This window comes from Capnocytophaga sp. oral taxon 902 (assembly GCF_013394735.1).
Taxonomy (GTDB): Bacteria; Bacteroidota; Bacteroidia; order Flavobacteriales; family Flavobacteriaceae; genus Capnocytophaga; species Capnocytophaga ochracea.
In genome coordinates this window covers 2177501-2203435 of the sequence record NZ_CP058261.1, presented here as the reverse complement: position 1 = coordinate 2203435, position 25935 = coordinate 2177501, and the positions used below count along the sequence as shown (strand labels likewise).

Sequence of the window (25935 nt, the reverse complement as noted above, 5' to 3'; positions counted from 1 at the left end):
AAAACCTTTTCTCTCTTTCTTATTTTATAGCGCCTATAAGGCTTGTATTAATAACTGTTTTCATCAATCTCTACTTTGCCCCAGAATACTTTGTAGGCGAAATAAGTGTAGAGAAGCAATAACGGCGCCCCTATCGCAGTAATAGTGAGCATAATCTTTAATGATTTTTGAGAAGCTGCTGCGTTGTATACGGTAATGCTATTGCCTGTTTCTAAAGTAGTTCTCAAGAAAGTAGGGTGCAAATTCAGTGCTGCTACCACCATAAAGAAAACGATGGTGAGAATAGTACCCACAAAAGCCTTTTTATAGTCTTTTTTCTTCATAAAGAAAGCTACGCTTAAGATGCTGAGGAGCAATAACGCAGGGAATACTTTCAGTGCAGTGTTATTAGCAATATTTTCAGCTAAATGAGGAGTGAGCATACTGTAAATCGCTACTGCTGTAAACACTACCAAAAAGCCGAGGTATGCATAGTTAATGCGTTTCTCGATGCGGTGGTGCATATCTCCGTGAGTTTTGAGAAGCAAATACAAACCTCCGTGTACCATAAAGAGCAAGAGTGTCATTACACCTACAAGTAATGCATAAGGGGTAAGGAAAGTAAAAAGCGCTCCTCCGGTGTACTGAAAGTTCTCGTCTAACGGAAGCCCTTGTAGTACATTGGCTATTACCACGCCTAAGAGCACAGGCAATACGATGCTACACACGCTATATACGGTATCCCAAGTGTTGCGCCAACGGTCGCTGTCCTCTTTGCCGCGTACCTCAATAGCTACCGCTCTAAAAATAATAAAGGTGAGGAAAAGCATAAAAGGCGTGTTCATAGCCGAAAACAATTCGGCATACATTAGTGGGAAACCAGCGAAAATACCTGCTCCCCCAATTACTAACCACGCTTCATTACCGTCCCATACTGGTCCGATAGCGTTTAGAGCTACACGGCGTTCTTTTTTCTTATCGAAGAACAAATGCCACGCTCCAGCGCCGAAGTCAAAGCCGTCTAAAATAGCATAGCCTGTAATCAAAAATCCTATAATGATGAACCACCACGTAGGGTAGTCGATTCCTAAAAATGTTTCCATATCTGTATAATGTTATGCTGTTTGTAATTGTTCTTGAGTTTCGTGTTCATCTATACCGTGAACGATTTTCTTGTTCATCAAGTAGATGAATAGAGCGAAGAGGATGATATAAATAACAGTAAATAAGATAATCGCAAAGAGTATTTGGTTAGCCGATACCGATTTAGAAAGGGCTTCGCTCGTGCGCAAGAGTTTGTACACTATCCAAGGCTGGCGACCCATTTCGGCTGCAAACCAACCTACTTGATTACCTATTTGTGGCAATAGTACGCTCCATACAAAAATATGCAAGAGCCAGCGTTTGTTGTATAATTTGCCTCTCCACAATAAGAAAGAAGCGTAGAGAGTGAGTGCGATGAGGAACATACCAATGGCTACCATTATATGATAGAATTGGAATACAGCATTCACTTGCCCAGGGCGGTCTTCCACTGGATATTGGTCAAGACCTGTTACGGGGGCATCAGCATCAAAATGCACCATATACGAAAGCCCCTTAGGAATACTCAACCCGTGAGTTCCCTCATTCTTTTTATCTACCCAACCAATAATGTAAGCATCGCCAGGGCCTGTTTTGAAGTGCCCTTCCATAGCAGCTAATTTCTCAGGCTGGTTTTTAGCTACACCATCAGCTGAGCTGTGTCCTGAAACCAATTGCAACAAGCACACAAAGGTACCGATGATAAGAGTTACTTTAAAGGCTTTTTTAGAGATTTCTACGTGGCGACCTTTGAGTAAATACCAAGCGTGAACGCTCAATACCAAGAAAATACCAGCCAAGAACGCTCCTTGCCACACGTGCCATATACGGTCTATGCTCGAAGGGTTGAATACCATCGCCCAAAAATCAGTGATTACGGCTTTAGCTTGCATACCTTCGCCTGCAATTACATAACCTGCGGGGGTTTGTTGCCAGCTGTTGGCTATTACTATCCAGATAGCAGAACACATAGAGCCTAAGAACACCCCAAGGGTAGCCAAGAAGTGCCATATAGGCTTTACTTTGTTCCAACCGAAAAGTACAATACCAAGACAGGTACTCTCTAAAGCGAAAGCAAAAACACCCTCAGCCGCCAAAGCACTACCGAAGATATCACCTACATAACGCGAATAGGTAGCCCAGTTGGTACCAAATTCAAATTCCATTACAATCCCTGTAGCGACTCCTAAGCCAAAGGTAAGTGAGAAGATGCGCGTCCAGAAGCGGGCGAGCGTGTCATACTCTTTTTTACCAGTGCGTAGGTAGATACCTTTAAAAGCTACCATTAGTAATCCAAGCCCTATACTTAAAGGCGGATAGATGTAATGGAAAGCAATCGTCAGTGCGAACTGCACCCGTGCTAAAATTTCTGTCTCCATATGTCGAGTAATTTAATTAGTGAAATATGCGACAAAAGTACACTATATGAGTAATATACCAAAAGAAAAGTAGAAAACGGATATTAATTTATATTATATCTAAATAATATAGCTCTTTCTCTACTCTCATACCTAACTTATCGCTAGCTTTACCTCTAATGATTGGTATTATTGTTTTTTTCGGTATTGTGATGTTATAAAAAATCAATGGATACTCAATACTCTGAATATCCATTGATGAACTTATAATTAGATATTATCGATTTTTACTTGTTCTTTTTAATTTTCCCTTTTATTTCTTTCACTTTGTCTTCTACAAAGCGCATTAGTTTATTGGTAATAGGGAAATTGAACACTTCTTTATCAGTAGTAACCCTTGTAGTGAGATAAATACCCAAAGGCAGAAGTATCAAAGCGGGTATCCACGGTGCTAAGGCTGGGTTAATTGTGTTGTTCTCAGCTATATTTTTCATAAACATTCCTATAAAATAATAAGCTAAGAACAGTATCATTGCTATTACCAAAGGCATACCAATCCCTCCTTTGCGAATGAAAGCTCCTAAAGGTGCCGCTACGAAAAAGAGAACAAAACAAGCTACCGTGAGAGCAAACTTATCGCTGAGATTTAAAATGTGTAAGTTCATTAGCTTATAGCGATATTCAAGGTCGCTTTGGCGGAATTCCACATTGTCTAACTGAGCTTGGTTGGTATTGATAGCCATATCAAGTACCATTGATTTTTGTGTGTTGTTCAGTTTGTTAAAGAGCTCTCTCACCGAAGTAATCTCCTTAGCAGGTTTAGGTTTCTCTTGTTTTTTTTCCTCGGCAGAAGGGGGTGGCGGAGGGGCTACTGAGAAACCTGTACGCCGAAACATATTATTGCCATAGTCAGTAATATTCTGCTTAAAATCGGTGCGGAGTGAGTCGATAGCGTAATTAAGCTGTCCTACATTCATCATACGATAGGTAGTAGCATCGGTTTTCTCGTTAAAATCTACATTGTTCAAATGCGAAAGGTCAAGATTGATGATGTATTTTTTAAAGTATACCTTGGCAAAAGGTTCTTTTTGTTGGGCTTCATAAGAGTTGGTTTTAATATCCTCGTAATAAGTCCCGTCTTCCAAAATAAGCTGTAAGAAGTTGCTATTAGTCTTAGAACTCTTAAGTTCTCCTCGCTTGGCATTGATTACAGTGCGATTTACTTTATCTGGAGTCTTTTTGTGAATGAGCACATTCTCTAAAAACTCGTCATTATCACCTCTTTTTTTTCCTACTTTTATGCTTATATCCTCCCCTATGTTAGAGAATACACCTTCGGCTATAGCCATAGCAGGCTTCACTTTGGCAATGTTCGATCTAAGGGTATACACCTCGCGATAAGCTACTGGAATTACATTATTGGCTAAAAAGAAAGTGCCTAAACTCAGTAATGCCATCAGTATAATCAGCGGACGCATTACGCGCATTAGCGAAATACCTGAGGCTTTCATCGCAGCAAACTCATAGTTTTCAGCAAATGCCCCAAAGGTCATAATAGAGGCTATTACCACTGCCAAGGGCATAATGATAGGGATAAGTTGCGGAATAAAATAGATTAGAAACTTGAATATAATCCATAACTCCAAACCACGCCCCGCTAGCTCATCAATGTATGTAAAGATAGTGTGGAATACAAAGATAAGAACAAGTATAGAGAGTGCTCCTAAAAAGTTAGTAAGGAACTGAGTGATAATGTAGCGGTCTAATATCTTCATCTATAATTCACTGATAGTATAGCCGTCCTTTTTGTACTTCTCGCGGTCGAATTTAAAGATATTGTTCGAAATAGGCTGGTTTGTTTTAAAAGTATTCACTGTGATAGTGGTTTTAGTACCGTTCTTTCCTATTTCAATAAGGTTGTAGATGTGTTTAGTTTGTATATCTACCCCCAACAGAATTTGCTTTACATCAGTATTAGCTTTCTGTGGTTTTAGCTCCACATATTGTATTTTGCGCCCGCGTACATTTTGCTGTATATCCCATTTGTACTTATAACCTTTCTTATAGAAGGTAAGCATTTTTGAAGGAGTAATGGCATTGTCGTCATTGGCGTTTTTCTCTATGGTTACTTCTTCATTCTCGGGTACTATGGTATAGGTCTTATGACCGTCGTATATTTTAGTAGCCCCCAGATAATTCAGCACATACTTGTTTTTGGCAATGGTTACATTACCTTTGGTTTCCTGATTGATATTCTCAGCAATATTATCGAGGTTATACTTAAAATCTATATAGATATTATTGTAAGCAACCATCTTGTTGTACACTTCGTCCAATAGCTTTTTTGCCTTGTCTACTTGCTGGCTATGTGCCTGAAATACGCCTAAAAATAAAGCAAAAGCTACAATAAATATTCTTCTCATTTCTAGTGTTTTTAATGATTTTGTCTCTGTCTAATAGCAATTATTGTTCCAAAGTTTTATTGCGATATATATTTTTTACTTCTCTGTCTTGGGTTCTATCACTTTGCCTCCCTTTTTAAATATCTTTTGCATCAACCCTTTAAAGGTATTGAAATCTACCGAATAGGTCAGTCCTACCCCTTGGGCATACCCTATACGGTCGAGCATATACTGTTGCCATTCGTTTTCTCTGTTGAATATTTTAGCCGTCAGGCTACCGTCGGTGTTTAAGCGGAATTGTACCTCTACGTTACCCGCCACTGCCGTACGGCTCACTCCTCCCACAGGGATACCCACTTTGGCATTCACACTCGCCCAATCGGTGATTTGGGTAGAGACAGTAAAGCCCAAACGGTCGCTGTTGATGTCGGACGAACCGTCGTTAATCCCCGCTTCGTACGATACTCCCAAGTTCAGCTTGTTGTCTTCGTCCGAGAGCAATTGGTTAAACAAGCCTGCTGCCGTTTCAAAGAGATTGTAAGCTACCAAACGGTTATCGGTATTCTTTTCGCTCATAAACGAACCCTGTGCCAAGAGCGAAAAGGCTTGCAACTGCTTGCGGTCTTGGTCTTCAAGCTTGTAGTTGAGCTCCGATACCAAACTCGGACTACTATCAGGGAAAGTAATGTCAAACAAGGTTTCGGGGCGCATCAATTCTCCCTCTAATTTAATGATTACCTGAGTGTTGATTTTCCGGTTATACTGGGTGCTTTCCAATAGCGTACTTGGGTTCGCACTCAGGTTATAAGCCGCTTTCAAGTCGCGCAAAGTAGCTCTTAGCGGGTCGCCACTCCAAGAGATAGACCCCCCTGGGAGCACCGTAAAACGCTTGTCGATGATGTTTTCGTACTTGAAATTATAAAAGCCCGAATAGGTGATAAAGTCCCCCCACATATTGAACTTACCGTTGGTATTGATTTCAATAAGGAGCGTACCTGCCCCACGCCCCACAAGGTTACTACCCGTTTTTCTATCCATCACAATTTCCACTTCGGCAGTAGGAAGAATATCAAGCTCAAAGTTCAGTTCTAACCCCTTGATAGACTCCAATTCTCGGTTAATTTTTACTTTTTTATCGCCCTTCTCTACAAAAGTGATAAACGAGTCATCGCCCACACTCTCACTATCGCTGAGCGGTATTTTAAAGGACGTACCCTCTTCGGTCTTCGCATTTACCTTAATCGCAATTTCGTCCAATGCTCCTTTAATGCTCGCATTCCCTTTGATAAAGGCAGTCCCGTAGAACAGCGCATCATCAGTATAAGGGGTGTTGAGCACCATAAAGCGCTTGCCAAGGGTTTGCAATCTTAGGTCTAAAAACCAATCTAATAGTTTGTTATGCCTAATCGAACCATTCAGTTTGGCTTGTGTTTTATAAGCGATATCGGTCAGTAGCCAGTTGTCTATATCAAACGTCTTGTTGTTTACCTTTATCCGTGCACCTTCCTGAATATCAGTGTTGAGTTTCAGGTACGTAATCCCCACACCTGCTTTGTGCAAGGTGAGTTCGCCGTCCATCAGTGGGTCGGTTACGCTACCGTCTATCTTCACTTGCCCCGACATCGTGCCTCTAAGGTTGTAGAAGATTCCCTCCAAGAATGGATTAAAAGGCGAGAGCTCAAAGTCTCTAAAATAAGCCGTAAGGTCAAGCAAAGTACCCCGCTTCTTGTCTAAGTTAATTTTCCCTCTCGTAGCAAAGCCAAGAGCCCGCCCGTTAGAGAAAAACGCCCCTACATCAAACGACGACAAATCACTGTTACCAAAGATACCCACTTCCAAATCGCCATAGTCATAGCCATTCAGTTTAAAATAGCGTATAAAAAGGTCTGCCGAAGGGTAATATAAGTTCCCGCGTTGAGTAAGCGACACGTTACCATTGAGCGTTCCCGTGAGGTTGAGCCCTTTGATTTCGGGTACTATCTTGTCCATCGCTACGTTATGGGCAACTAAGTGCAGGTTCTTATAATCTTTGGTAGTGATGAGCCCACTGAGGTTCATATATTGGTTTTGGTGCGCCATCTTGAAGTTGCTCACCTTAATCGTATCGGCAGTACGGTTGAGCACAATCTTGTTGTACTCATTCATCGCATTCTCGCGGTTGATATACCACGCATTGCCTTTGAAGTTTATCAGTGATTTCTTAATCCCTATAATCGACTGTTGTTTCTTGTTCAAAGTATGGTAGAAATTCAGCTCATAAGTATCTCTGCCGGTATCGCCCCCTTTGAACTCAGTACGGAAGAAAAGCGTATCTTTGATAGTGGTATTAATCAGGTTAAAATCTTGAATGGCATACACCCCAAAATCGGCTTTCTTCACTTCAAAATAAGTATTGTACAGTGGGTTTTTATTGTCTATTTCAAGACTAATACTGTCTATCTGAGTGCCGTATGCATTCACGCTAGGCGACTTCATTTGGAACTTAAAACTCCCTTTATCGGCATCTATATTCCCGTTGATGAAAGTGTTTCTGCCTATCTTCACTTTGGGCACAAACACTTCTACTATCTTGTTGTAAATATCAAAATGGAAGTCTACGTACTGGTTTTTCTCTATCTTATACGGGTTGTATTGGGCATAGATACTTCCCACCGCATTTTGCATTACCTTTTTTAGCTCAGCTAACTTGAACTTTCCTCTTACATTCCCGCTCACAATATCAGGCGAATTAATCGCGATTTCTTTCACTCCATTGTTCAAGGTTGAAACGACCTCGAAGTCTTTAAAGGTAAAACTTCCTGCTGAATTGATGTAATTGGTGTGTTTAAATGATATTTTACCCACAATATCGTCCAACTGATTGCCCGAAATGTCTATCACTACCTTACCACATAACTGCGATACACTGTCCATTTCCATAAAGTGTAAAGCGTGCAAATCGGCAATAGCAATATCCGCTTGAAAGTCAAATTTGTTGTTTCTGCCCGATAGGTCAGCAAGTCCGTTGAAGTTCATTGTAAGGTTCGGGTCTCTTGCGTCTATTTTACCGTTAAACACCTGATTCCTAAACTCCCCATTAATACCTATGCGCTGGTAGTTATAACCGTTGTAGCCCACCGAATGAACCGTGCCATTGGCGTAGAGTTGCATAGTTTTAAAGTTCAATCCCTGTCCGCGCACTGTCATATCGGCAGTGAGTGCGCCCATAGTTGGGTCGTCTAAAATCTTGCCCAAATGAAACTGATTCGTAGTGAGCGTGCCTCTAAAAGCCGTTTTATCGGTATGGGTAAGGTCTTCCAAAGAGCCGTCGATATGTGCTTCGCCGTCATTGGTTTTCAGCAATACGTTGGCTTGTAGCGAAGTCGTTCTGTAAGCAAAATCACCTTCTACTGAAAACATTCCTAACCTTTGTAGTTCCCCTGGAATATTTTCACCCAAATCCTTAGGCATTAAGTAAGCCAAATCGTTATAAATACTCTCGGCATATATACCTTTGCCTATCACGGCTATATTAGCGTGTTTTGCTAATAGGTTTTGGAAAGTTAAATCTCCCTCAATAAGCGTGTTCTGATAAGATATTTTTCCCTGCGGAATAGTGAAGTTGTTCAGCGTTCCTTTCATCGTTACGCCCTCTAACACAATGTTTCTACCTCCGTTGAAACCATTGTAAAAAGCGTTCAAATCGGTAGTGTTTACCGTAGCTTTGGGCAGATTAATGTCAAAGACTACCTTGTTCACAAAATCGCCAAAACTGCCGTTGTGAGAGAACATCGTTATAGTACCCTGAATGTCCGTCAATGCCGTTTGCAGTCGCAAATCCTTGGCTTGCATCAAGCTATCGGTATAGCTGAACTGTGTATTTAGGTGGGTAACATTCAGTTTGTCATCAAAGCGGAAGTTCCCTTCTTGCATCTCAAAAAACACTTTGCTACCCAAGATTTTAAAGTCATTTAGCTTAGTGTTCAGATGGTCTACTTTCAAGATAGAAGGGTTGGCGTTATTCTCGTCCGAAATACGGCAATAGCTGTCTTTTAGCTTGATACTTTTTGCCTTCATCACAAACTTGCCCGTGCTGGGTTCCCCCGAATCGAATTTGTTTACAAACACGTCTAAGTTAGACAAAGTATCGCCCTTATGGGTTTTCATATTGAAAATGAGACTATCACCCTTTATGTGTCCAAAGTACAAATTACCGTCAAACAGCTGTTTAAAGTCTAAAATAGAAGTCGTAAGTTTCTTTGCCGAAATAAGCGTATCTTGCTTGTGGTCGCGAATAAGTACTCGCTTGATATCCACATCCCCGTTGATTTTCAGATGTATGCGCTCTATATTCAGGTCGATATCAAAATCTTCATTCAGGTAGTTCACCACCTTTTTAGCAATGAAGGTTTGGGTGGCGGGTAAGGTCAAAAGCAGAGCCGTAACCCCAAGTAACACAGGGGTTATAAGGAAGAAACGGACAAGTATTTTTCGTAATTTTTTGATAGAATGAGTTCTTTACTGCTGACTTAGCGTGCAAAGATACGAATAAAATTGAAAAGCAAAAAAAGATATACTGAAAAAATACCCAAACACACTAAAATAGCTTCTTTCCTCCTTCATCTTACCCCCGCTTTATCTTCATCGTGCCTTCGTCATTCGTCACTCGTCATTCGTCATTTCTCTCCTTTTCCCTCACTACACACCCCCCTCTCCTTGGGAGAGGGACGGGGTGAGGATTCCCTTTCTTTCGCCTCGAAACCCCTTTTTTAACATTTTTAGCGTTGTTGTATGATATTATGAATCAACTTTTTACATACCCTTTCTATACCAATCGTCCAAGATTCGTATAAGCTTCCTATAAGCTCTCTATAAGCTACCCCCACCCTCCTTACACCCTTTTTTCACCAAAATTCTTCTCAGCTCTCTTCCGTTCCCCTCCGATATCTTTCGTCTCCTCCTAACCACCCCAATACATCGCTTTTTTATCTCAAACTTTTGCAAAGTTTAAAACTTTGCCAAAGTTGAATAAACTAACAATCCCTATTTTCTCATTTCCAAATTTTCTTATTTCCAAATTTTCTTATTTCCAAATTTTCTTATTTCCTCATTTTCTAATTTTTGACATTATCAACATCAAATTGGTACAATTATTGCGTTATGGTGTGGCTGAAAAATACTGCTATCAACCATCACAAAGGCTATTACGCTACTTCTTATGGGTATTGTGGAAATTATTTAAACGTGTTAAATAAATGTTAAAGTGTCACCTTTCTGATACAACGTAAAAAAAATATACTACCTTTGCACCCGCAATGAATTCTTATTTAACAATTAAAAAATGTTTCGAACAACAACACTATGAACAAAAAGTATTTTTTCTTATTCCTTATTTTTGTATTAAGCAGTTTTTTGTATTTCGTACACGCCCAAAATTCCCATCTTAGCAAAGAAAAACTATTAGCCTTAAAAAAAGTCGAACTTAACATTAAAGATTTGTATAACGAGCTAAACGCCGCCCAATACGACCTTAGCTTCGAAGCTTTTCGCTACGCTTATATAGGCTATCAATCTCTCAGAAAGCAACACCGCTTAAACGAAAAAGACCTCTTCTCTATTATTGATTTTACAAAAGATAGTAGCTCTAAGCGCTTTTATACCATCGACTTAGAGAAGATGAAAATAGTGTATTACACCTATGTAGCACACGGTAGAAATAGTGGAGAAATAAAGTCCTCCTCTTTTTCAGATGCGATGGAATCTAACAAAAGCAGTATAGGCTTTTACATTACAGGTACCACTTACATCGGTAGTAAAGGATTTAGCCTAATGTTGTACGGCGATGAAAAAGGCTATAATAGTAACTTAGCCAAACGTGCAGTAGTTATCCACACTGCCAATTACGCCAATGAAAATTACATAGCTCGTACGGGGCGTATGGGCAGAAGTTTAGGTTGCCCTGTATTGCCCGAAAACATATATAAACAAGTCATTGAAACTATCAAAGAAAAAACAATGATTTTTGCTTATTACAACGATGCAAAATACCTCAGCTCCTCTAAATACTTAAATGTTTTAAAACTTATTGACGACGAATCCGTCTTCTAAATAAATTTTGATTATCCTTATCTGAATACTTAAAAAATAAAAAAGACTGCTGTGTAGCAGTCTTTTTTATTTTTCTTATATAGATGTCTTATACTTCTAACTGAAACACCTCTTGTACCCAACTGATACTTTCATCTACTGACGAGGTATCTTTCAAGTGGTTTACAAATTGCGTGGTTATCTTCTGAATGATGCGGTTACTTATCATTTCAGCTTGTTGCTCGTTAAAGTTTTCAATTTTCTTTCGCTGGAAGTCCATTTCAGCTTCTTTAAGGCTTTCAAGCTTCGCTTTTAACGCTTTGATAGTAGGCGCAAATTTGCGGTTGTCTAACCATTGGAAAAACTCTTCTTTTACCTCTTCTACAATCTCCAAAGCCTGTGGAATCGCTTCTTTTCTACGCTCTAAGGCTTCGTCTTTGCGCTTAGAAAGCTCGTCCATATGCAAAAGGGTTACATTGGGGAGTGTTGCCACTTGTTCCTCCACGTTCTTAGGAATAGAAAGGTCTAAAATGAGTATCGGTTGAGCCGGATTGATAAAATCTTTATACACCGTAGGAGTAGCAGCCCCTGTGGCGACTATGAGTACATCAGCTTTGCTAATTTCATTTCGTAACTCGTTAAAATCTTTAACTATTACATTAAACTTACCCGCTATTTGTTCTGCTTTCTCGCGCGTGCGATTGATAAGAGTAATATGTTCGTTCTGAGTGTGCTTGATGAGGTTTTCGCACGTATTGCGACCTATCTTGCCTACACCAAAGAGAAGAATATTCTTTTGCGACACCTCAGGTATATTCTGCATAATATACTGCACCGCCGTAAACGATACTGAGGCTGCCCCTGAAGAAAGCGCCGTCTCGTTCTTGATACGCTTGCTGGCGTTAATAACAGAATTCATCAATCGCTCCAAAAAGGCTTTGGCAAGACCTTTGTCGCGCGAGAGGGTAAAGGCTTGTTTTATCTGCCCTATAATCTCAAAGTCCCCAAGAATCTGGCTATCTAAACCTGTACCTACTTCAAAAAGATGATGCACAGCCTCTTTGTTTTTTGTTACGTAACCCACTTTCTGAAAATCATCTACCGACCCATTAGAATTTTCACAGAGCAGTTGTATCAGCTGAAAAGGGTGTTCGGCATAACCATAGAGCTCCGTACGATTACAAGTAGAAATCACCAATAGCTCCTCAAAGCCTTCACTTTTAGCTTGGGAGAGCAATTGGTCTTTGTTTTCAGGGGTAAGACTAAACATTCCACGCATCGTTGCATCAGCTTTCTGGTAGCTGAGCCCAATGCAGTAAAAGGTTTTATTCTTAGATATAGTAGGTTGTAACATAGTTTTTTAGTAATTGATACTATCAGTAGTTGTGTTTCGCAAGCGCAAAAATAATAAGTTCGCCGTAAATCACATAAGATACGACGAACTTTTATTCTAAAAAAATAAAATATGTAAACAATCTAAATAATTAGTCTTTTTATCATTTTGTCTATTTGTTAATTGCCACAGCGACTGAGAGGCAAAGTAGAGCACCTTAGCAATCCCTCTTGTTTGGCAATCTCGGCATACGGAATTTCCTCTACGGTGAAGCCTTGCGAGCGCAACCAGTTATTCAAGCGTGTAAAATTCTTTTCAGAAACCACCACCTCTGGGCTAATAGAAAAGATGTTGCTAAACATATGGTACATTTCCTCTCGCTCTATATGAAAAAGATTCTCTTTGCCAAAGAGGTCTACCAAATACTGATAATCAGCTTCACAACGGAAACCGCCTTTGTAAATAATTCCTTTGTCTTTACCAATCGGTTGGAAGCAACAGTCGAGGTGGAGGGCATTATCGCGCGCCTCAGTTTGTGATTTCACCAAATCAAACTCCTTTACCTTTTTCTGAGGGAAGAGCTTTTGGATAAAAGCCACCCCTGCTACATTAGTACGAGCTGTGATTTGCTGTTTATAATCTTCCCCTTTATAAGTCCCGATGAAAATATGGTCGTTCCAAGGCATTACATCGCCCCCTTCAATATGTACCTCAGCAGGAGGGGTTATCACTTTTTTAGGGTCTATTTGTTTTACAATGTACTCAATAGCCTGAAATTCTTCTTGTCTATCGGGTAGTATATTAGCTTTGATAAAAGTATCTTCAATCACAAAACCGATATCGCGAGTGAATATCTGGTTGCAGTCAGTAATGATTTCAGGACGATAAACGGTCACGCCGTATTTTTGGAGTACTGCACAAAAAGCGTCCATTTCAGCAACCATATCTTTTTCTATGGGATAAGTACCCGCTTTGATATGCTCCGCCGATTTAGGGTCGTAGGCTTCTTCGAGCTTTGGAGTAGGTCCATTGCTAGTAGCTGTGCCTAAAATCACAGTTTCTAATTGATTAGTTTCGTTTGTAATATGTAATTTTAGCATATTAATATTGTCTTGTTTTGGGCAAAGATACAAATAATTTGGTAATTAGCAAATTTATCAATTCTCAATTGTTAATTGATAATTATTTTGTACTTTTGTCGCTCTAAATTCAATACAATGAACACCATACGCATAGGTACACGCGATAGTGAGTTGGCTCTCTGGCAAGCTAAAACCGTACAAAACCAATTAAAAACCTTAGGCTATCCCACTGAGATAGTAAGCACTAAATCTCACGGAGATATAGAGCTAAGCAAACCACTCTACGAAATGGGGGTTACCGGTATCTTTACCAAAGCGCTGGATATTGCCTTGCTCAATGGTGAAATAGATATTGCCGTACATAGTATGAAGGACGTACCCACGGCTTTACCTGAAGGAATTGTGGTAGCGGCGGTGCTCAAGCGTGGAAATCCTCACGATGTATTAGTATACAAGGGTGACCTTTCGTTTTTGGAGGCTGAAATAGCAACTATAGCCACCAGCAGTTTGCGACGCAAGGCGCAATGGTTACACCGCTACCCGCATCATAAGATAGAGAATTTAAGGGGGAATGTAAATACCCGCTTGCAAAAACTCACCGATAACTCTTGGAATGGGGCTATCTTTGCTGCTGCGGGCTTGGAACGCATTAATAAATTACCTGAAAAACACTTGGTGCTGGATTGGATGCTACCTGCACCTGCGCAAGGAGCTATCGTAGTGGTGGTGCGTGAGGATAACGTAGCTTTGCAGAAGAAACTACTCCCTCTCCACGACGATTATACTTATATAGCCACTCAATTAGAACGCGATTTTCTTCGCGCTTTAGAAGGTGGCTGTACAGCACCTATTGGAGCTTTTGCTGAGTTTAAAGATGAAAAACTCTACTTCAAAGGAGGCTTGTGGAGCGAAGATGGCAAAGAGTCTTCGGTAATAAACGAAGTACTCACTCAAATAGATGAATATACGGGAGAAAAACTTGCTACAATGGTAAGAAGTTAACGATTAATGGTTAAAAAAAAGCGCAACACTTGTAACCAAGTGTTGCGCTTTTTTATTGCTTGTTATACTATAACTACGCATCGATTTTAGCGTACTTAGCGTTTTTCTCGATGAACTCACGACGTGGTGGTACTTCATCACCCATCAGCATAGAGAATACGCGGTCGGCTTCAGTAGCGTTGTCGATGGTTACTTGGCGAAGGGTGCGGTGTTCGGGATTCATAGTGGTATCCCACAACTGGTGATCGTTCATTTCACCCAAACCTTTATAACGCTGGATATTCACATTGCCCATTTCAGCTGAAAGCGCATCGCGTTGTTTGTCGTTCCAAGCGTACTCTTCGCGTTTGCTATTTTTGCTTTTTACTAAATAGAGCGGTGGTGTGGCAATATACACGTGTCCGTTCTCTATAAGTTCGCGCATATAGCGGAAGAAGAACGTAAGGATAAGAGTCGTGATGTGCGAACCGTCTACATCGGCATCACACATAATAATCACTTTGTGGTAACGGAGCTTGCTCAAATTAAGTGCTTTGGCATCTTCCTCAGTACCCACAGTTACACCCAAAGCGGTATAGATATTCTTAATTTCATCGCTATCGAACACCTTGTGTTGCATCGCTTTTTCGACGTTGAGGATTTTACCTCTGAGGGGTAGTATTGCTTGGATATCTTTGTTACGTCCTTGTTTAGCTGTACCGCCTGCTGAGTCTCCTTCGACAAGGAAGAGTTCGCATTTTTCTGGATCTTCTTCAGAACAGTCGGCGAGTTTACCAGGAAGACCGCCACCACTCATCACGCTCTTACGTTGTACCATCTCACGAGCTTTGCGGGCTGCTTGACGTGCTTGAGCAGCCAAAATCACTTTCTCGACAATGGTTTTGGCATCGTTAGGATTTTCTTCGAGATAATCTTCGAGCATTTGTCCTACGGCTTGAGATACGGCTGAGGTTACTTCGCGGTTACCGAGTTTGGTTTTTGTCTGTCCTTCAAATTGAGGTTCGGCTACTTTTACCGAAATGACAGCGGTAAGCCCTTCACGAAAGTCATCACCTTCAATCTCCACAGGGTTCTTTTTATCTTTACTCATCTTCTCGAGCAAGCCTGATTTATCGGCATAGGCTTTGAGGGTACGAGTGAGCCCCATACGGAAACCTTGTAGGTGAGTACCTCCTTCGGAAGTGTTGATATTATTGACGTAAGAGTGTAGGTTCTCGTTATATGAATCGTTGTAAATCATAGCGACCTCCACAGGGATACCGTTCTTTTCACCGTCTATAGCTATCACGTTTCCGATGATAGGCATACGGTTGCCATCGAGGAATTTAACGAACTCTTTTAGTCCGTTTTGTGAATAGAATTTTTCGGTGATAAAGTTACCTTTTTCGTCTTTATTGCGAAGGTCGGTAAGGGTGATAGTAATTCCTTTATTTAAATAAGCGAGCTCGCGAATACGGGCTGCGAGGGTATCGTATTTGTATTCAATAGTTTGTTCAAAAATTACTTCATCGGGGTGGAAAGTAACCTTAGTACCGCGTTTATCGGTGTTGCCCACTTGTTTTACAGGGTACATCGCTACCCCGCGTTGGTACTCTTGTTGCCATATTTTGCCGTCGCGGTATACGGTAGCAGTAAGATGGTCGGAAAGGGCATTTACGCAGGAAACTCCTACCCCGTGCAAACCACCTGATACTTTATAAGAACCCTTGTCGAACTTACCTCCGGCACCGATTTTAGTCATTACCACTTGAAGGGCAGAAACGCCTTCTTTCTTGTGGACATCTACTGGGATACCGCGACCGTTGTCTTCCACGGTGATAGAATTATCCTCATTAATGGTTACCGAAATAGTATCGCAATAGCCTGCGAGCGCTTCGTCGATAGAGTTATCGAGCACCTCGTATACAAGGTGGTGTAACCCGCGCGTACCCACATCGCCGATGTACATTGAGGGGCGCATACGCACGTGTTCCATTCCTTCAAGGGATTGGATATTGTCTGCCGAATATTCAGCTGAATTTTGTTGTTCGTTATATAATTCTTCTGCCATAATTTTAATATCGAATCAAGGGTGCAAAGATATGAATTAATTTATTAATGAGCAAATTTTATAATAGATAAATAAAATTAGAAAATGAGAAAATGAGAAAATGAGAAAATGAGAAAATGAGAAAATTAGGAAATTAGCAAATGGGTAGTGATAAAAAAGGTTTTTTGACGGGTCTGACTTGTCGGACAAATTGGACTGATCTGGGTTATCGGAGGAAAACGAAAAATATAAAAAGTGTGTTGGAAGGATTTTTGGTGAAAAAAGGGTATAAGAAGGGTGGGGTTAGCTTATAGAGAGCTTATAGGAAGCTTATACGAATCTTGGACGATTGGTATAGAAAGGGTGTATAAATAGTTGATTCATAATGTAATACAACAAGGCTAAAAATGGTAAAAACGGGGTTTCGAGGCGAAAGAAAGAGGAAGAGACAATAGGCCTTAGGCCATAGGCACTAGGGGAAATGTGACGGAAAAAAGAAAGAAATGACGAATGATGAATGACGAGAGATGTGACGCAAAAGCAATCACAATATTGTAAACCAGAGATAATCACTCTTTTTAACCCTTAGATTCGCTTTACTATCTTTGCTGTTAGAAAAAAAATATCTACCTTTGCCAAAAATATTTAGAGCTACGCAGGTAGAAATTGTAAGATTTCAAACAGAAATAAGTGCGTTAGACTTCCCTTTACTTACAACTATTAAGAAGAAAGTTGTAATAACACGAGTGTAAGAACAAATAAGAATTGACAAATAGAAAAGAATCGGTTGAATTCTTTTCAGTTTTAACTTTTAACTAAAACAATATGGAATTAAACAAACTAATTGACCACACGCTTCTAAAAGCAACGGCTACCATTGCGGATATTGAGACCCTTTGCAAAGAAGCAGTGGAGTACGATTTTTATTCGGTATGTGTGAATAGCTGTTATGTAACAACAGCTAAGAAATTTTTAGCAGGCACTGATATCAAGGTGTGTAGCGTGGTAGGCTTTCCCTTAGGAGCAATGTCGGCTAAAGCAAAATACTTTGAGACGGGTGAAGCTCTCTCCGATGGTGCCGACGAGATTGATATGGTGCTAAACGTAGGCTTGTTAAAATCTGGTGAAGTGAACAAAGCATTAGACGAAATTATATCGCTGAAACGCTGTGTAGGTGAAAATAGAGTGCTAAAAGTAATCCTCGAAACCTGCTACCTCACTGACGAAGAAAAACGCTTGGCTTGCCGTATGGCTCTTGATGCTAAAGCGGACTTTGTAAAGACCTCTACAGGATTTGGCTCAGGAGGGGCTACTCTTGCTGATGTGAAACTAATGAAAGAATGTGTGCAAGACAAGGCAAAAATAAAAGCCTCAGGAGGTATACGCGACTACGAAACAGCTATGCAGTACGTGAACTTAGGGGTACAACGCATTGGTACATCGAACGGTATTGCTATCTTAAAAGGAGAAAAAGGAACAGGCTACTAATGAAAATTATCAGTTATAACGTAAATGGCATTAGGGCAGCGCTTACGAAAGGATTTGCCGACTGGCTGAAAAGTGCTAACCCCGATGTGTTGTGCTTACAAGAGATTAAAGCTACAGAAGACCAAATCCCCACGGAAGTTTTTTCGGAATTGGGCTATAAATATCAGTATTACCACAGTGCAGAGAAAAAAGGTTATAGTGGCGTAGCGATACTCTCTAAAATAGAACCTAAGCACGTGGAAGTAGGTACGGGTATCGACTATATGGACAGGGAAGGACGGGTGCTTCGCGCCGATTTTGAGACCCTATCAGTAATGAGTCTGTACTTGCCCTCAGGTACAAACCCTGACCGCCTTGACTTCAAACTGACTTTTATGGCTGACTTCCAAAAGTACATAGACAAACTGAAACAGAAGATACCTAACCTCGTTATTTGTGGTGACTATAACATCTGTCACGAGGCGATAGACATTCACGACCCCATACGAAATGCCAATGTATCGGGCTTTCTTCCCGTAGAGCGCGAGTGGTTGGATAAGTTTATGAAGAGTGGTTTTATTGATAGTTTTCGCTATTTCCACAAAGAAGCACATCAGTACTCGTGGTGGAGCTATCGCGCAAATGCTCGCAACAACAACAAGGGCTGGCGCATCGATTATCACTTGGTATCTGCTCCCTTAGAAAAGCGTATGGAGCGCGCGCTTATTCTCCCCGAGGCTAAACACAGCGACCACTGTCCTATCTTATTAATGATTAATGATTAGTGGTTAATGATTAAAGGCTGTCCGAAAAGTTTATGCTGTTATAGTTTTTCGGACAGCCTTTGTTTCTTATTTCTTCTTTAAAGTAAAACAGTGCATTTCCTCTTCAAAACTATACTTCACCTGCAATTGATAACTATCGGCGATAGACTTTACAATAGCTAAGCCTAAGCCAGTGGAAGTAGCTTCCTGTTGCCCTTTGTGGAAGCGTTGGAAAATCTTGTTGGGGTGTAAGCGTATTCCGTCTTTGGCAGTATTCTTCACTTGAAAACAGTTTTCTTCTAAACGGACTTGTATCTCCCTTCCCTTTTCGGTGTATTTAATGGCATTGCGCAATAAGTTCGACACGAGTACCGTTGCCAAATCCTTATTCATTTCCACTTGAAAATCACTATCTTCTTTCACCGTAATTTCCAATTCTTTAAAGGCTATTAAATCACTGAGATCTTCTATAATAGTTGCTGTGAGCGCTTGAAACGATATGCTCTCAGCTTGCTTGTATTGGTGATTTTCTATGCGGGTGAGCATCAGTAGCGACTTGTTTAAGTGAGTCATTCGCATTAGTGACTGCTTGACTTCGCTGAGCTGAACTAATTGCTTTTCGGTCAGTGAAGGGTCATCGGCTAATAGTTCTAATTTGTTGAGGGTAATAGCTAAGGGCGTTTGCAATTCGTGTGAAGCGTTCTCAATAAACACTTTCTGTTCTTCAAATACTACTTCGTTGCGTTGCCACATTTGCTGGATATTGTCGTGCAACACGTTGAACTCAATTACATCGGTAACGATGGGCTGTAGTTTGGTTTTATTCCCTACTTCATATTGGCGAATAGCTGTGAGTATCCCCTTGAAAGGTTTCCATATTTTGTTGATAACTAACAGATTGACAAGATACATTGAGAGTACCAACACCACATACAATACCCCAACGCAATGGCTAAATTGAACAGCAAATCGTCTTTTTCTACCGTAGAGGTGCGTATTTCAAGCGTATAAGGGTTCATATCGCGGTCGTAGAAGCTGGTTTTGAGTACCCTGTATGGCTCGTCCTCATCATCAAAAGGCATATAGAAAAAGGCATTACTAAGAATATTATGGTCGGAGAAATCTTCTTGCGAAGGGTACACTCTAAAGTCCTCGATACCAAATTCATTTATCTTTAACAGCTCGGGGTGGCGAAGGATATTTTGGATAATGAGCGTCTTCTTGTCTTTCAGTCCGTCATCGATATTGTCGTACACCTCGTCTAAAATATAAGCGTAGAACACCGCCGCCCACACCGCCAAGATGAGCAAAAAGGTGAGTGTGAGGTAGCGCAAGGTGTAGTTTTTCAGTGATATTTTCATAGTTAAACCAATTTATACCCAATGCCATAAACCGCTTGGAGGTCTATTTCGGCTTCGGAAGTTTTGAGTTTTTTGCGGAGATTCTTTATTTGCGAATAGATAAAATCGAGGCTATCCACTTGGTCGATATAGTCTCCCCAGACGGCTTCGGCAAGGGTAGTTTTCTCCACCAATCGTTCAGGGCGAATGATAAAGTAATACAACAGGTCGTATTCCTTTCGGTTGAGGGTAAGGGTTGTATCGCCTACCCTCACGGTACGAGTTTCGGGAAAAAGCTGTACGTTTTTGAGGGTAATCACTTCCTCACCTTGCTGGTTTTTGCGCCGTATAATTGATTTGACGCGAGCCAAGAGTTCGGCGAGGTGAAAAGGTTTTGCAAGATAATCGTCAGCACCCTTTTCGAGTCCGAGCACCTTGTCCTCTACTGAGTCTTTCGCCGAGATGATAAGCACCGAATGGTTCTTTTTCATCGCCCTAAGCTCGTCCAGCAATTGCATACCGCTACCGTTGGGCAACATAATGTCCAAAAGAATGCAATCGTAGTCGTAGTCGGCAAGTTTAGCTAGCCCCGAAGGGTAGTCTTTTGCTGTTTCCACCAAAAAGTGTTCTTGTTCGAGGAACTGTCGCAGGGTGAGGCGCAGTTCTTTTTCGTCTTCTATAATCAGGATTTTCATACGGGGGCAAAGATAATAAATAATTGCGAATGAAGAATGATTGGGAAATGAGGAAATGAGGAAATTAGAGAATGAGGAAATTAGCAAATTAGAGAATGGGGTAAATACCAATAATGCCAAAAATACTGATAGTGCCACCAAGGAGAATGGACGGGTCGGACAGGTTAGAGGAGGGATTGGAGGATTCGGAAGGGAACGAAAAAGTTCGGAAGAAGGGAGGAAGGTTTTTTGATGAAAAAAGGCTATAAGGAGGGTGGGGTTAGCTTATAGAGAGCTTATAGGAAGCTTATACGAATCTTGGACGATTGGTATAGAAAGGGTGTGTAAATAATTGATTAATAATATGATACAACAATTCAAAAAACGGTAAAAACGGGGTTTCGAGGCGAAAGAAAGAGAATCCTCACCCCGTCCCTCTCCCAAGGAGAGGGGAAATAGTGACGGGAATAGTGACGGGAATAGTGACGTGAAGGGGGAAGATGGTGACGGGGATTATACCGCTTGTGGTTTTATTTTTTAGCTTTTACCTGCGTAAGCTTTGCGTTAAACATTCTTAAAAGATTCTTAATTGATGCTTAAAATTTCACAGGAGTAGCGCGATGGCATAGGGAATGTGAAGGAGAATTATATAACGAAAAGTGTATAATTTTCAGCAAGTTATAACAAAAAGCAGATAGAGATATTGGGTAAAGGTAACAGAAGAGTGTAAAAAAAATGGACAATTAATTTTGTGTAGATATTTCTTTTTCGTATCTTTGCACCGTGTATAGTACCCAGTGGGTATGATTTATAATGTTTTTAGCAATGTTTTAATTCGTATTTTAAAATGAAAGTAAGCAATTTTTTTAAATACATAAGTGTTTTTCTGCTTTTATACTTCTTTGGTATTGAGGGGGTACAAGCACAGCAAAATAAATTACTACACGCAAAGAGTAATTTTAATACCAGTTTCTGTGTTACTCCCAATTATAACGGAAAAGTCATCGTTACTAATCCTGATGGTACTAAAACTACTTCAGGATTTAGAGTTAAAGTTCGTTGGTCTCCTCCTCTTCCAAATGCGGATAATAAATATATATTTGAACTATCAGATGCTAACGGAAGTTTCAATAATCCTACTGTATTACCTTATGAGACTGATGGTATTCCAAAAGGGAAAACAATAAATAATGTTCTATTTTTTGATGCTTATTTAACTTTTCCTAAGACTCTAAATGGTAAAAAATATAGAATTCGTCTTCGCTCAACTAATCCAGCAAGTGAAGTAATTGTTATAGGTGAACTAAGCGGTAAGGAAGAGTTTGAGGGTAATTTTATAAATGCAACAGGATCTGTAAAAACAGTACCTTCAGGTAATGTAAACCTTTGCCCTGGACAAACTACAGAAATATCTGTAACCCAAATATTCACAACAGCAAGCAATAATATTTCAGATTATAATTATGTTTGGTATAAAAGTGATATTGGAGGTAATAATAGTGTAAGAATAAATGGACAGACAGGTCCAAAAATAACAGTAAGTGAAGAGGGAACTTATAGGGTTTATATTGATTATGGAGCTTGTACAAATTCTGACCAAAACATTTCCAAATCCAATAATATTAACGTAAGAATAAAAGGAGGAGGACAGTCGTTAGTGCTTAGTAGTTCTGCTACTGAGATATGTAGTTCAGAGAGCTTTACCCTTACGGCTACCCCTGCGGGTACCGATACTTATTCGTGGTATCGCGACAATACTAAGTTGGGTGAAACTAACGGGGTGGCTACCTATGTGGTGTCGCCCCCCAATAACTTGCCAGGTAAATACCGCGTACAAATAGGCGACGGAGGTGGTTGTGGCGTGCGCTCTAACGAGGTGGAAATAAAACATAAAGATGCTATTAAAGCTAATATTACTACCACGGGGGGCAATGTATTGTTGCCCAACAAACAGCGTACCCTCAGCGTAAACACTACCGCTCAAAATCCGTCTTACAAATGGTTTAAGGACGGGGTGGAAATACCGGGGCAAACTGCCAATACTTATGTAGCCACCAGCGCAGGTAAATACAAAGCCCAAGTAATCCAAACGGGCAGTTGTGCCTCGACGGTAGAAACGGAGGAGTACGAACTTAAAGCCCCTGATAGCTTCAAGGTGAGCATCAAGCCTAAAACTTCTTATCAGCCTTGCGAGACGAACAGCATAGACCTCACGGTAGACAAAATTACAGCCGTATCGGGTGCTACTGAGCTTGCAATAGACCCGAGCGACTATTCGTTTTTCACTTTCCAATGGCAAAGAGAAACGGGCGGTGCATTTACCGATATCAATACCACGCAAGAAATCACCCTTAACAGCGCTACCCAAAACGGCAAATACCGCTTGAAAATAACGGCTTCGGGGTTTCCTGCCATTCCTGAATCGAATGTATTAGATATTCAATTGCAGGACAGCAATGCATTGCGCATTAACAACAGTGTAGATAATGTGGATTTCTGTGGAGAGGTGTATACGCTCACGGTTACCACTGGTGCCGACCCTACGGCTACTTACACTTGGTTTAAAGACCGTACGCAGATAGCGCAAGGGGTAGGAATGACCGAATATGGGGTAACTACCACAGGAGTGTATTACGCTACCATAGGCGGTACGGGCGGAGGTTGCCCCGCTACGTCCAACTCGGTAGTGGCAAAGCGCACCGTTATCACAGCACGTTGGGCGGAAGATATGAACACTCGCGAGATTTACTACCCTGCGAAAACTACGGTACTGAAAATATCGCACAATATGACCAACCCTACTGTGGAATGGAAGAAAAACGGCACCGTAATAACAGGCGCTACGGGTGTGGAATACACAGTTACTGATACGCCTGTATCGGCTGACGTATACGAAGCAAAAATCACCGATGGCGGTAGTTGTGGTACAAGTATCAGCCTTACCCCTATTTATTTTGAAACCATTGCTGATATTAAAGGCGTGAGAGTAGGAACGGTAGCATCTACCAACTGTGAAACCCGTACGCAAACCACTCTTGAAGTACAAAAGATAACCGTACAGCTAAGCAGTAGTGGAGAACAAGTGGAAGTAAAGAAAATAGATTACCAATTCTTTAACTTCCAATGGCAAAAAGACAGCAACGATGTGCCAGGCGAAACCCGACAGCAGTTTGTCGTGTCGCGTGCAGGCAACTCAGAATCGGCTAAATATTCAGTGCGGGTTAGTTATGGCACGATTATCAAGACTTCGGACGAAAAACCGGTAGCCTTTACTCCTATCCCCGATTTTGAGATATCGTCGGCTGACGGTGCGAAGAGAACAGTATACCTTTGTCAAGGAGGAACTATTAGTCTTACCGTAGCTGCCGATAGCTTCGACCCTAACTCATCAGTAGCCGATAGTTTTTCTTACGTATGGAAGAAAGTAACGAGTGCCAATTACACTAACGACACTCCCATAGGCAGCGAAAACCCTACGGCAAGCGTGAACGAAATAGGCGAATACTATTTAGAAATTAACAACGGCGGTTGCCCTAAACGCGCTCATATACAAGTGAAGAACTACCAAGTAGGCGGTTTGAAATTGAGTTTAATGCGCGACAGTCAAGGCACTGCTCCTGTGAAACAAGTATACCAAACCAGTACAGCACGTGAGCGCAAGTTCGACGTGCGTATAGGTGATAGATTAGTTGCCGAAGGGGGTAATAAATTCAGCTGGACAAAAGACGACGGCACGGTGAAATACGGCACAACTTTGGAGGTGACCTCTGAGGATATGTCGGGTTCTTATACACTGAAAGAGGAGTCGTGCGTGGCAGCAGGCGAGAACATATTGCCTTTTGAACTGAATATCTACCAAGTGGTGGAAGTGCCTAATGTGGTAACTCCTAACGGCGATGGTATTAACGATAAGTGGGAAATACCGTCGGTATACCTCACTCCGAAAGTGAAGGTAACGATATACTCACAAGAAGGTAAAGAAGTACTCTCGACAAACAACTACCAAAATAATTGGCCTGATGAGCGTACTTTCAATGACCTTGGCAAGCGTGCGCTTATCTATATCTATACCCTCAAAGGTGAGATTACCGAAAACGGCGAAACGAGAGGCGTGGATAAGAAAGGAACCATTACAATACTTAAATAAGAATTGACGATGAAGATAGTACATAACATAACGATAACAGTGTTGGCGCTTAGTGTTCAGTTTTTATTTGCACAAAGTGATGGTAATTACCTACCCTACGAAATGCCTGGACATACGGCTGTAAAATACAACACCTACCTAATGAACCCTGCGTTTCCAATATTTAGCAAGAATGAGTCGCAAATTACCTTCTTTCATCGCAACCAGTGGATGGGCTTTAAGGAAGATAAGTTTAATACCTTTGGGCTCTCTTATGGCAAGAAGTGGGGTGGCGATGCAGGTAGAAAGAATGATTACTACGATGGCAACAATATGGCACACGGGTTGGTTTTCCAACGTACAGCAGGTATATTTGCCAATATAGGTATACTAGGGAACTACGTACACCAAGTAGAGATATCAGATGATAACTTTTTGCGCTTAGGGTTAAACGTAGTGTTTGCCCGTAGTAGTATCGACAGAAATAAAGTGCGCGCAAACGTGCAAGACCCCTTGATAGAGAATGCGAAACCTACGAGTATCATCAACTTACAACCAGGGGTAGACGTAAACTTTAACTTCTGGCATTTTGGTATTACCGCGGAGAACCTCTTAGACTATTCGTTTTCGGCAGGAGAAATGGCAGTGCCTTTTAATGAAAAGTCGCTCACCGCTCACGTGATGTATCGCAAAGAGTTGGATTCTCGCAGTGATTTCTTAGAAGATGGTTTTTTCAGTGTGTATGCTAAAGCTAAGAGAACCAAAGATAATTTTCAAATGGGCGGACACGTGATGTTGGATGTTCCTCTGGGTTGGGCTTACGCCGGTTATGACCAAAAATATGGAGCTTTCGGTGGCTTAGGCTTTAACGTGACTAACCACTTGAGCGTAGGATTTGGCTACGAACAAACCATTGCTAATTATGTAGCTGAATTGGGTGGTAGTTATGATGTGGTAGTTTCTTATCAGTTTGGTGGCAAACATCACATTAAGAAACCAATTAAGACCACTCCTCCTGAACCTATTGTGGTAACGCCTCCAACGCCTAAGGTAGTAACTCCTACGGTAACAGAAACAAAAACACCTACGGTAGAAACTCCTAAAACAACAACTAAAACACCTACTGTTCAAGAAGAATTAGACAAGCGCATAAGAGTGGTAGAAGACCCAAAAATAGAGGGTATAGCACAAGGCTATTATGTGATTGCAGGAGTATTCCAAAATCCTAAA

The 25935-nt window shown here is 41.0% G+C and carries 15 protein-coding genes and 1 pseudogene (1 of these 16 running past the window's edge); 6 read left to right on the top strand and 10 right to left on the bottom strand.

Annotated features, from left to right (window positions below; translation table 11 throughout):
* Positions 1-47: 47 nt before the first annotated feature.
* The 5 genes from cydB to HW278_RS09440 all read right to left on the bottom strand — a co-directional run bounded on the left by cydB (position 48) and on the right by HW278_RS09440 (position 9259).
* Entirely contained in the window at positions 48-1082 is a 1035-nt protein-coding gene (gene cydB, locus HW278_RS09460; RefSeq protein WP_009751643.1) for a cytochrome d ubiquinol oxidase subunit II, read from the bottom strand.
* Positions 1083-1094: 12 nt separating this feature from the next.
* On the bottom strand, positions 1095-2441 hold the full coding sequence (locus HW278_RS09455) for a cytochrome ubiquinol oxidase subunit I (RefSeq protein WP_178977649.1): 1347 nt from the start codon (positions 2439-2441) through the stop codon (positions 1095-1097).
* A gap of 266 nt (positions 2442-2707) precedes the next feature.
* Entirely contained in the window at positions 2708-4195 is a 1488-nt protein-coding gene (locus HW278_RS09450; RefSeq protein WP_178977648.1) for an LptF/LptG family permease, read from the bottom strand.
* On the bottom strand, positions 4196-4843 hold the full coding sequence (locus HW278_RS09445; protein ID WP_048748093.1) for a LolA family protein: 648 nt from the start codon (positions 4841-4843) through the stop codon (positions 4196-4198).
* A gap of 75 nt (positions 4844-4918) precedes the next feature.
* Positions 4919-9259 (bottom strand): translocation/assembly module TamB domain-containing protein, encoded by a 4341-nt coding sequence (locus tag HW278_RS09440; RefSeq protein ID WP_178977647.1) that lies wholly within the window; start codon positions 9257-9259, stop codon positions 4919-4921.
* A 903-nt stretch (positions 9260-10162) separates the two neighbouring features.
* Between HW278_RS09440 and HW278_RS09435 the strand changes: the two genes are divergently transcribed.
* Positions 10163-10909 (top strand): murein L,D-transpeptidase catalytic domain family protein, encoded by a 747-nt coding sequence (locus HW278_RS09435; RefSeq protein ID WP_106095760.1) that lies wholly within the window; start codon positions 10163-10165, stop codon positions 10907-10909.
* An 88-nt stretch (positions 10910-10997) separates the two neighbouring features.
* Here HW278_RS09435 and hemA read toward each other — a convergent pair whose 3' ends face one another.
* Both hemA and HW278_RS09425 read right to left on the bottom strand, forming a co-directional pair.
* Positions 10998-12242, bottom strand: coding sequence for a glutamyl-tRNA reductase (hemA, locus tag HW278_RS09430; protein ID WP_178977646.1), 1245 nt, complete (start codon positions 12240-12242; stop codon positions 10998-11000).
* Between the two features lie 158 nt (positions 12243-12400).
* Complete coding sequence (locus tag HW278_RS09425) at positions 12401-13321, bottom strand: dimethylarginine dimethylaminohydrolase family protein (protein WP_178977645.1); 921 nt, start codon at positions 13319-13321, stop codon at positions 12401-12403.
* Positions 13322-13438: 117 nt separating this feature from the next.
* Here HW278_RS09425 and hemC point away from each other — a divergent pair, with 117 nt between their 5' ends.
* Complete coding sequence (gene hemC / locus HW278_RS09420; protein ID WP_178977644.1) at positions 13439-14305, top strand: hydroxymethylbilane synthase; 867 nt, start codon at positions 13439-13441, stop codon at positions 14303-14305.
* Between the two features lie 73 nt (positions 14306-14378).
* Here the strand turns inward: hemC and gyrB are convergent, their stop codons facing one another.
* Complete coding sequence (gene gyrB / locus HW278_RS09415; RefSeq protein ID WP_178977643.1) at positions 14379-16355, bottom strand: DNA topoisomerase (ATP-hydrolyzing) subunit B; 1977 nt, start codon at positions 16353-16355, stop codon at positions 14379-14381.
* A gap of 804 nt (positions 16356-17159) precedes the next feature.
* Here gyrB and deoC point away from each other — a divergent pair.
* Together deoC and HW278_RS09405 are read left to right on the top strand one after the other, a co-directional pair.
* Complete coding sequence (gene deoC / locus HW278_RS09410; RefSeq protein ID WP_015782573.1) at positions 17160-17822, top strand: deoxyribose-phosphate aldolase; 663 nt, start codon at positions 17160-17162, stop codon at positions 17820-17822.
* The gene (locus tag HW278_RS09405; RefSeq protein WP_178977642.1) at positions 17822-18586 is read left to right on the top strand and encodes an exodeoxyribonuclease III; all 765 of its coding nucleotides are present in this window, start codon (positions 17822-17824) and stop codon (positions 18584-18586) included. Before deoC ends, HW278_RS09405 begins: the two co-directional genes overlap by 1 nt.
* Positions 18587-18652: 66 nt before the next feature.
* Here HW278_RS09405 and HW278_RS12860 read toward each other — a convergent pair.
* Positions 18653-19926, bottom strand: a pseudogene (locus HW278_RS12860) (sensor histidine kinase).
* 2 nt (positions 19927-19928) lie between these two features.
* Complete coding sequence (locus HW278_RS09395; protein ID WP_178977641.1) at positions 19929-20600, bottom strand: response regulator transcription factor; 672 nt, start codon at positions 20598-20600, stop codon at positions 19929-19931.
* An 826-nt stretch (positions 20601-21426) separates the two neighbouring features.
* On the opposite strand from HW278_RS09395, the gene HW278_RS09390 reads away from it, so the two are divergent.
* Together HW278_RS09390 and HW278_RS09385 are read left to right on the top strand one after the other, a co-directional pair.
* Positions 21427-24726: a gliding motility-associated C-terminal domain-containing protein gene (locus HW278_RS09390; RefSeq protein WP_178977640.1), complete on the top strand. Its 3300-nt coding sequence runs from the start codon at positions 21427-21429 to the stop codon at positions 24724-24726.
* Between the two features lie 9 nt (positions 24727-24735).
* A protein-coding gene (locus HW278_RS09385; protein ID WP_178977639.1) for a PorP/SprF family type IX secretion system membrane protein crosses the window boundary here: on the top strand, positions 24736-25935 show its 5' portion. The gene runs 204 nt beyond the window's last position; 1200 of the gene's 1404 nt are visible here — the first part of the coding sequence; it begins with the start codon at positions 24736-24738; the stop codon falls past the right edge of the window.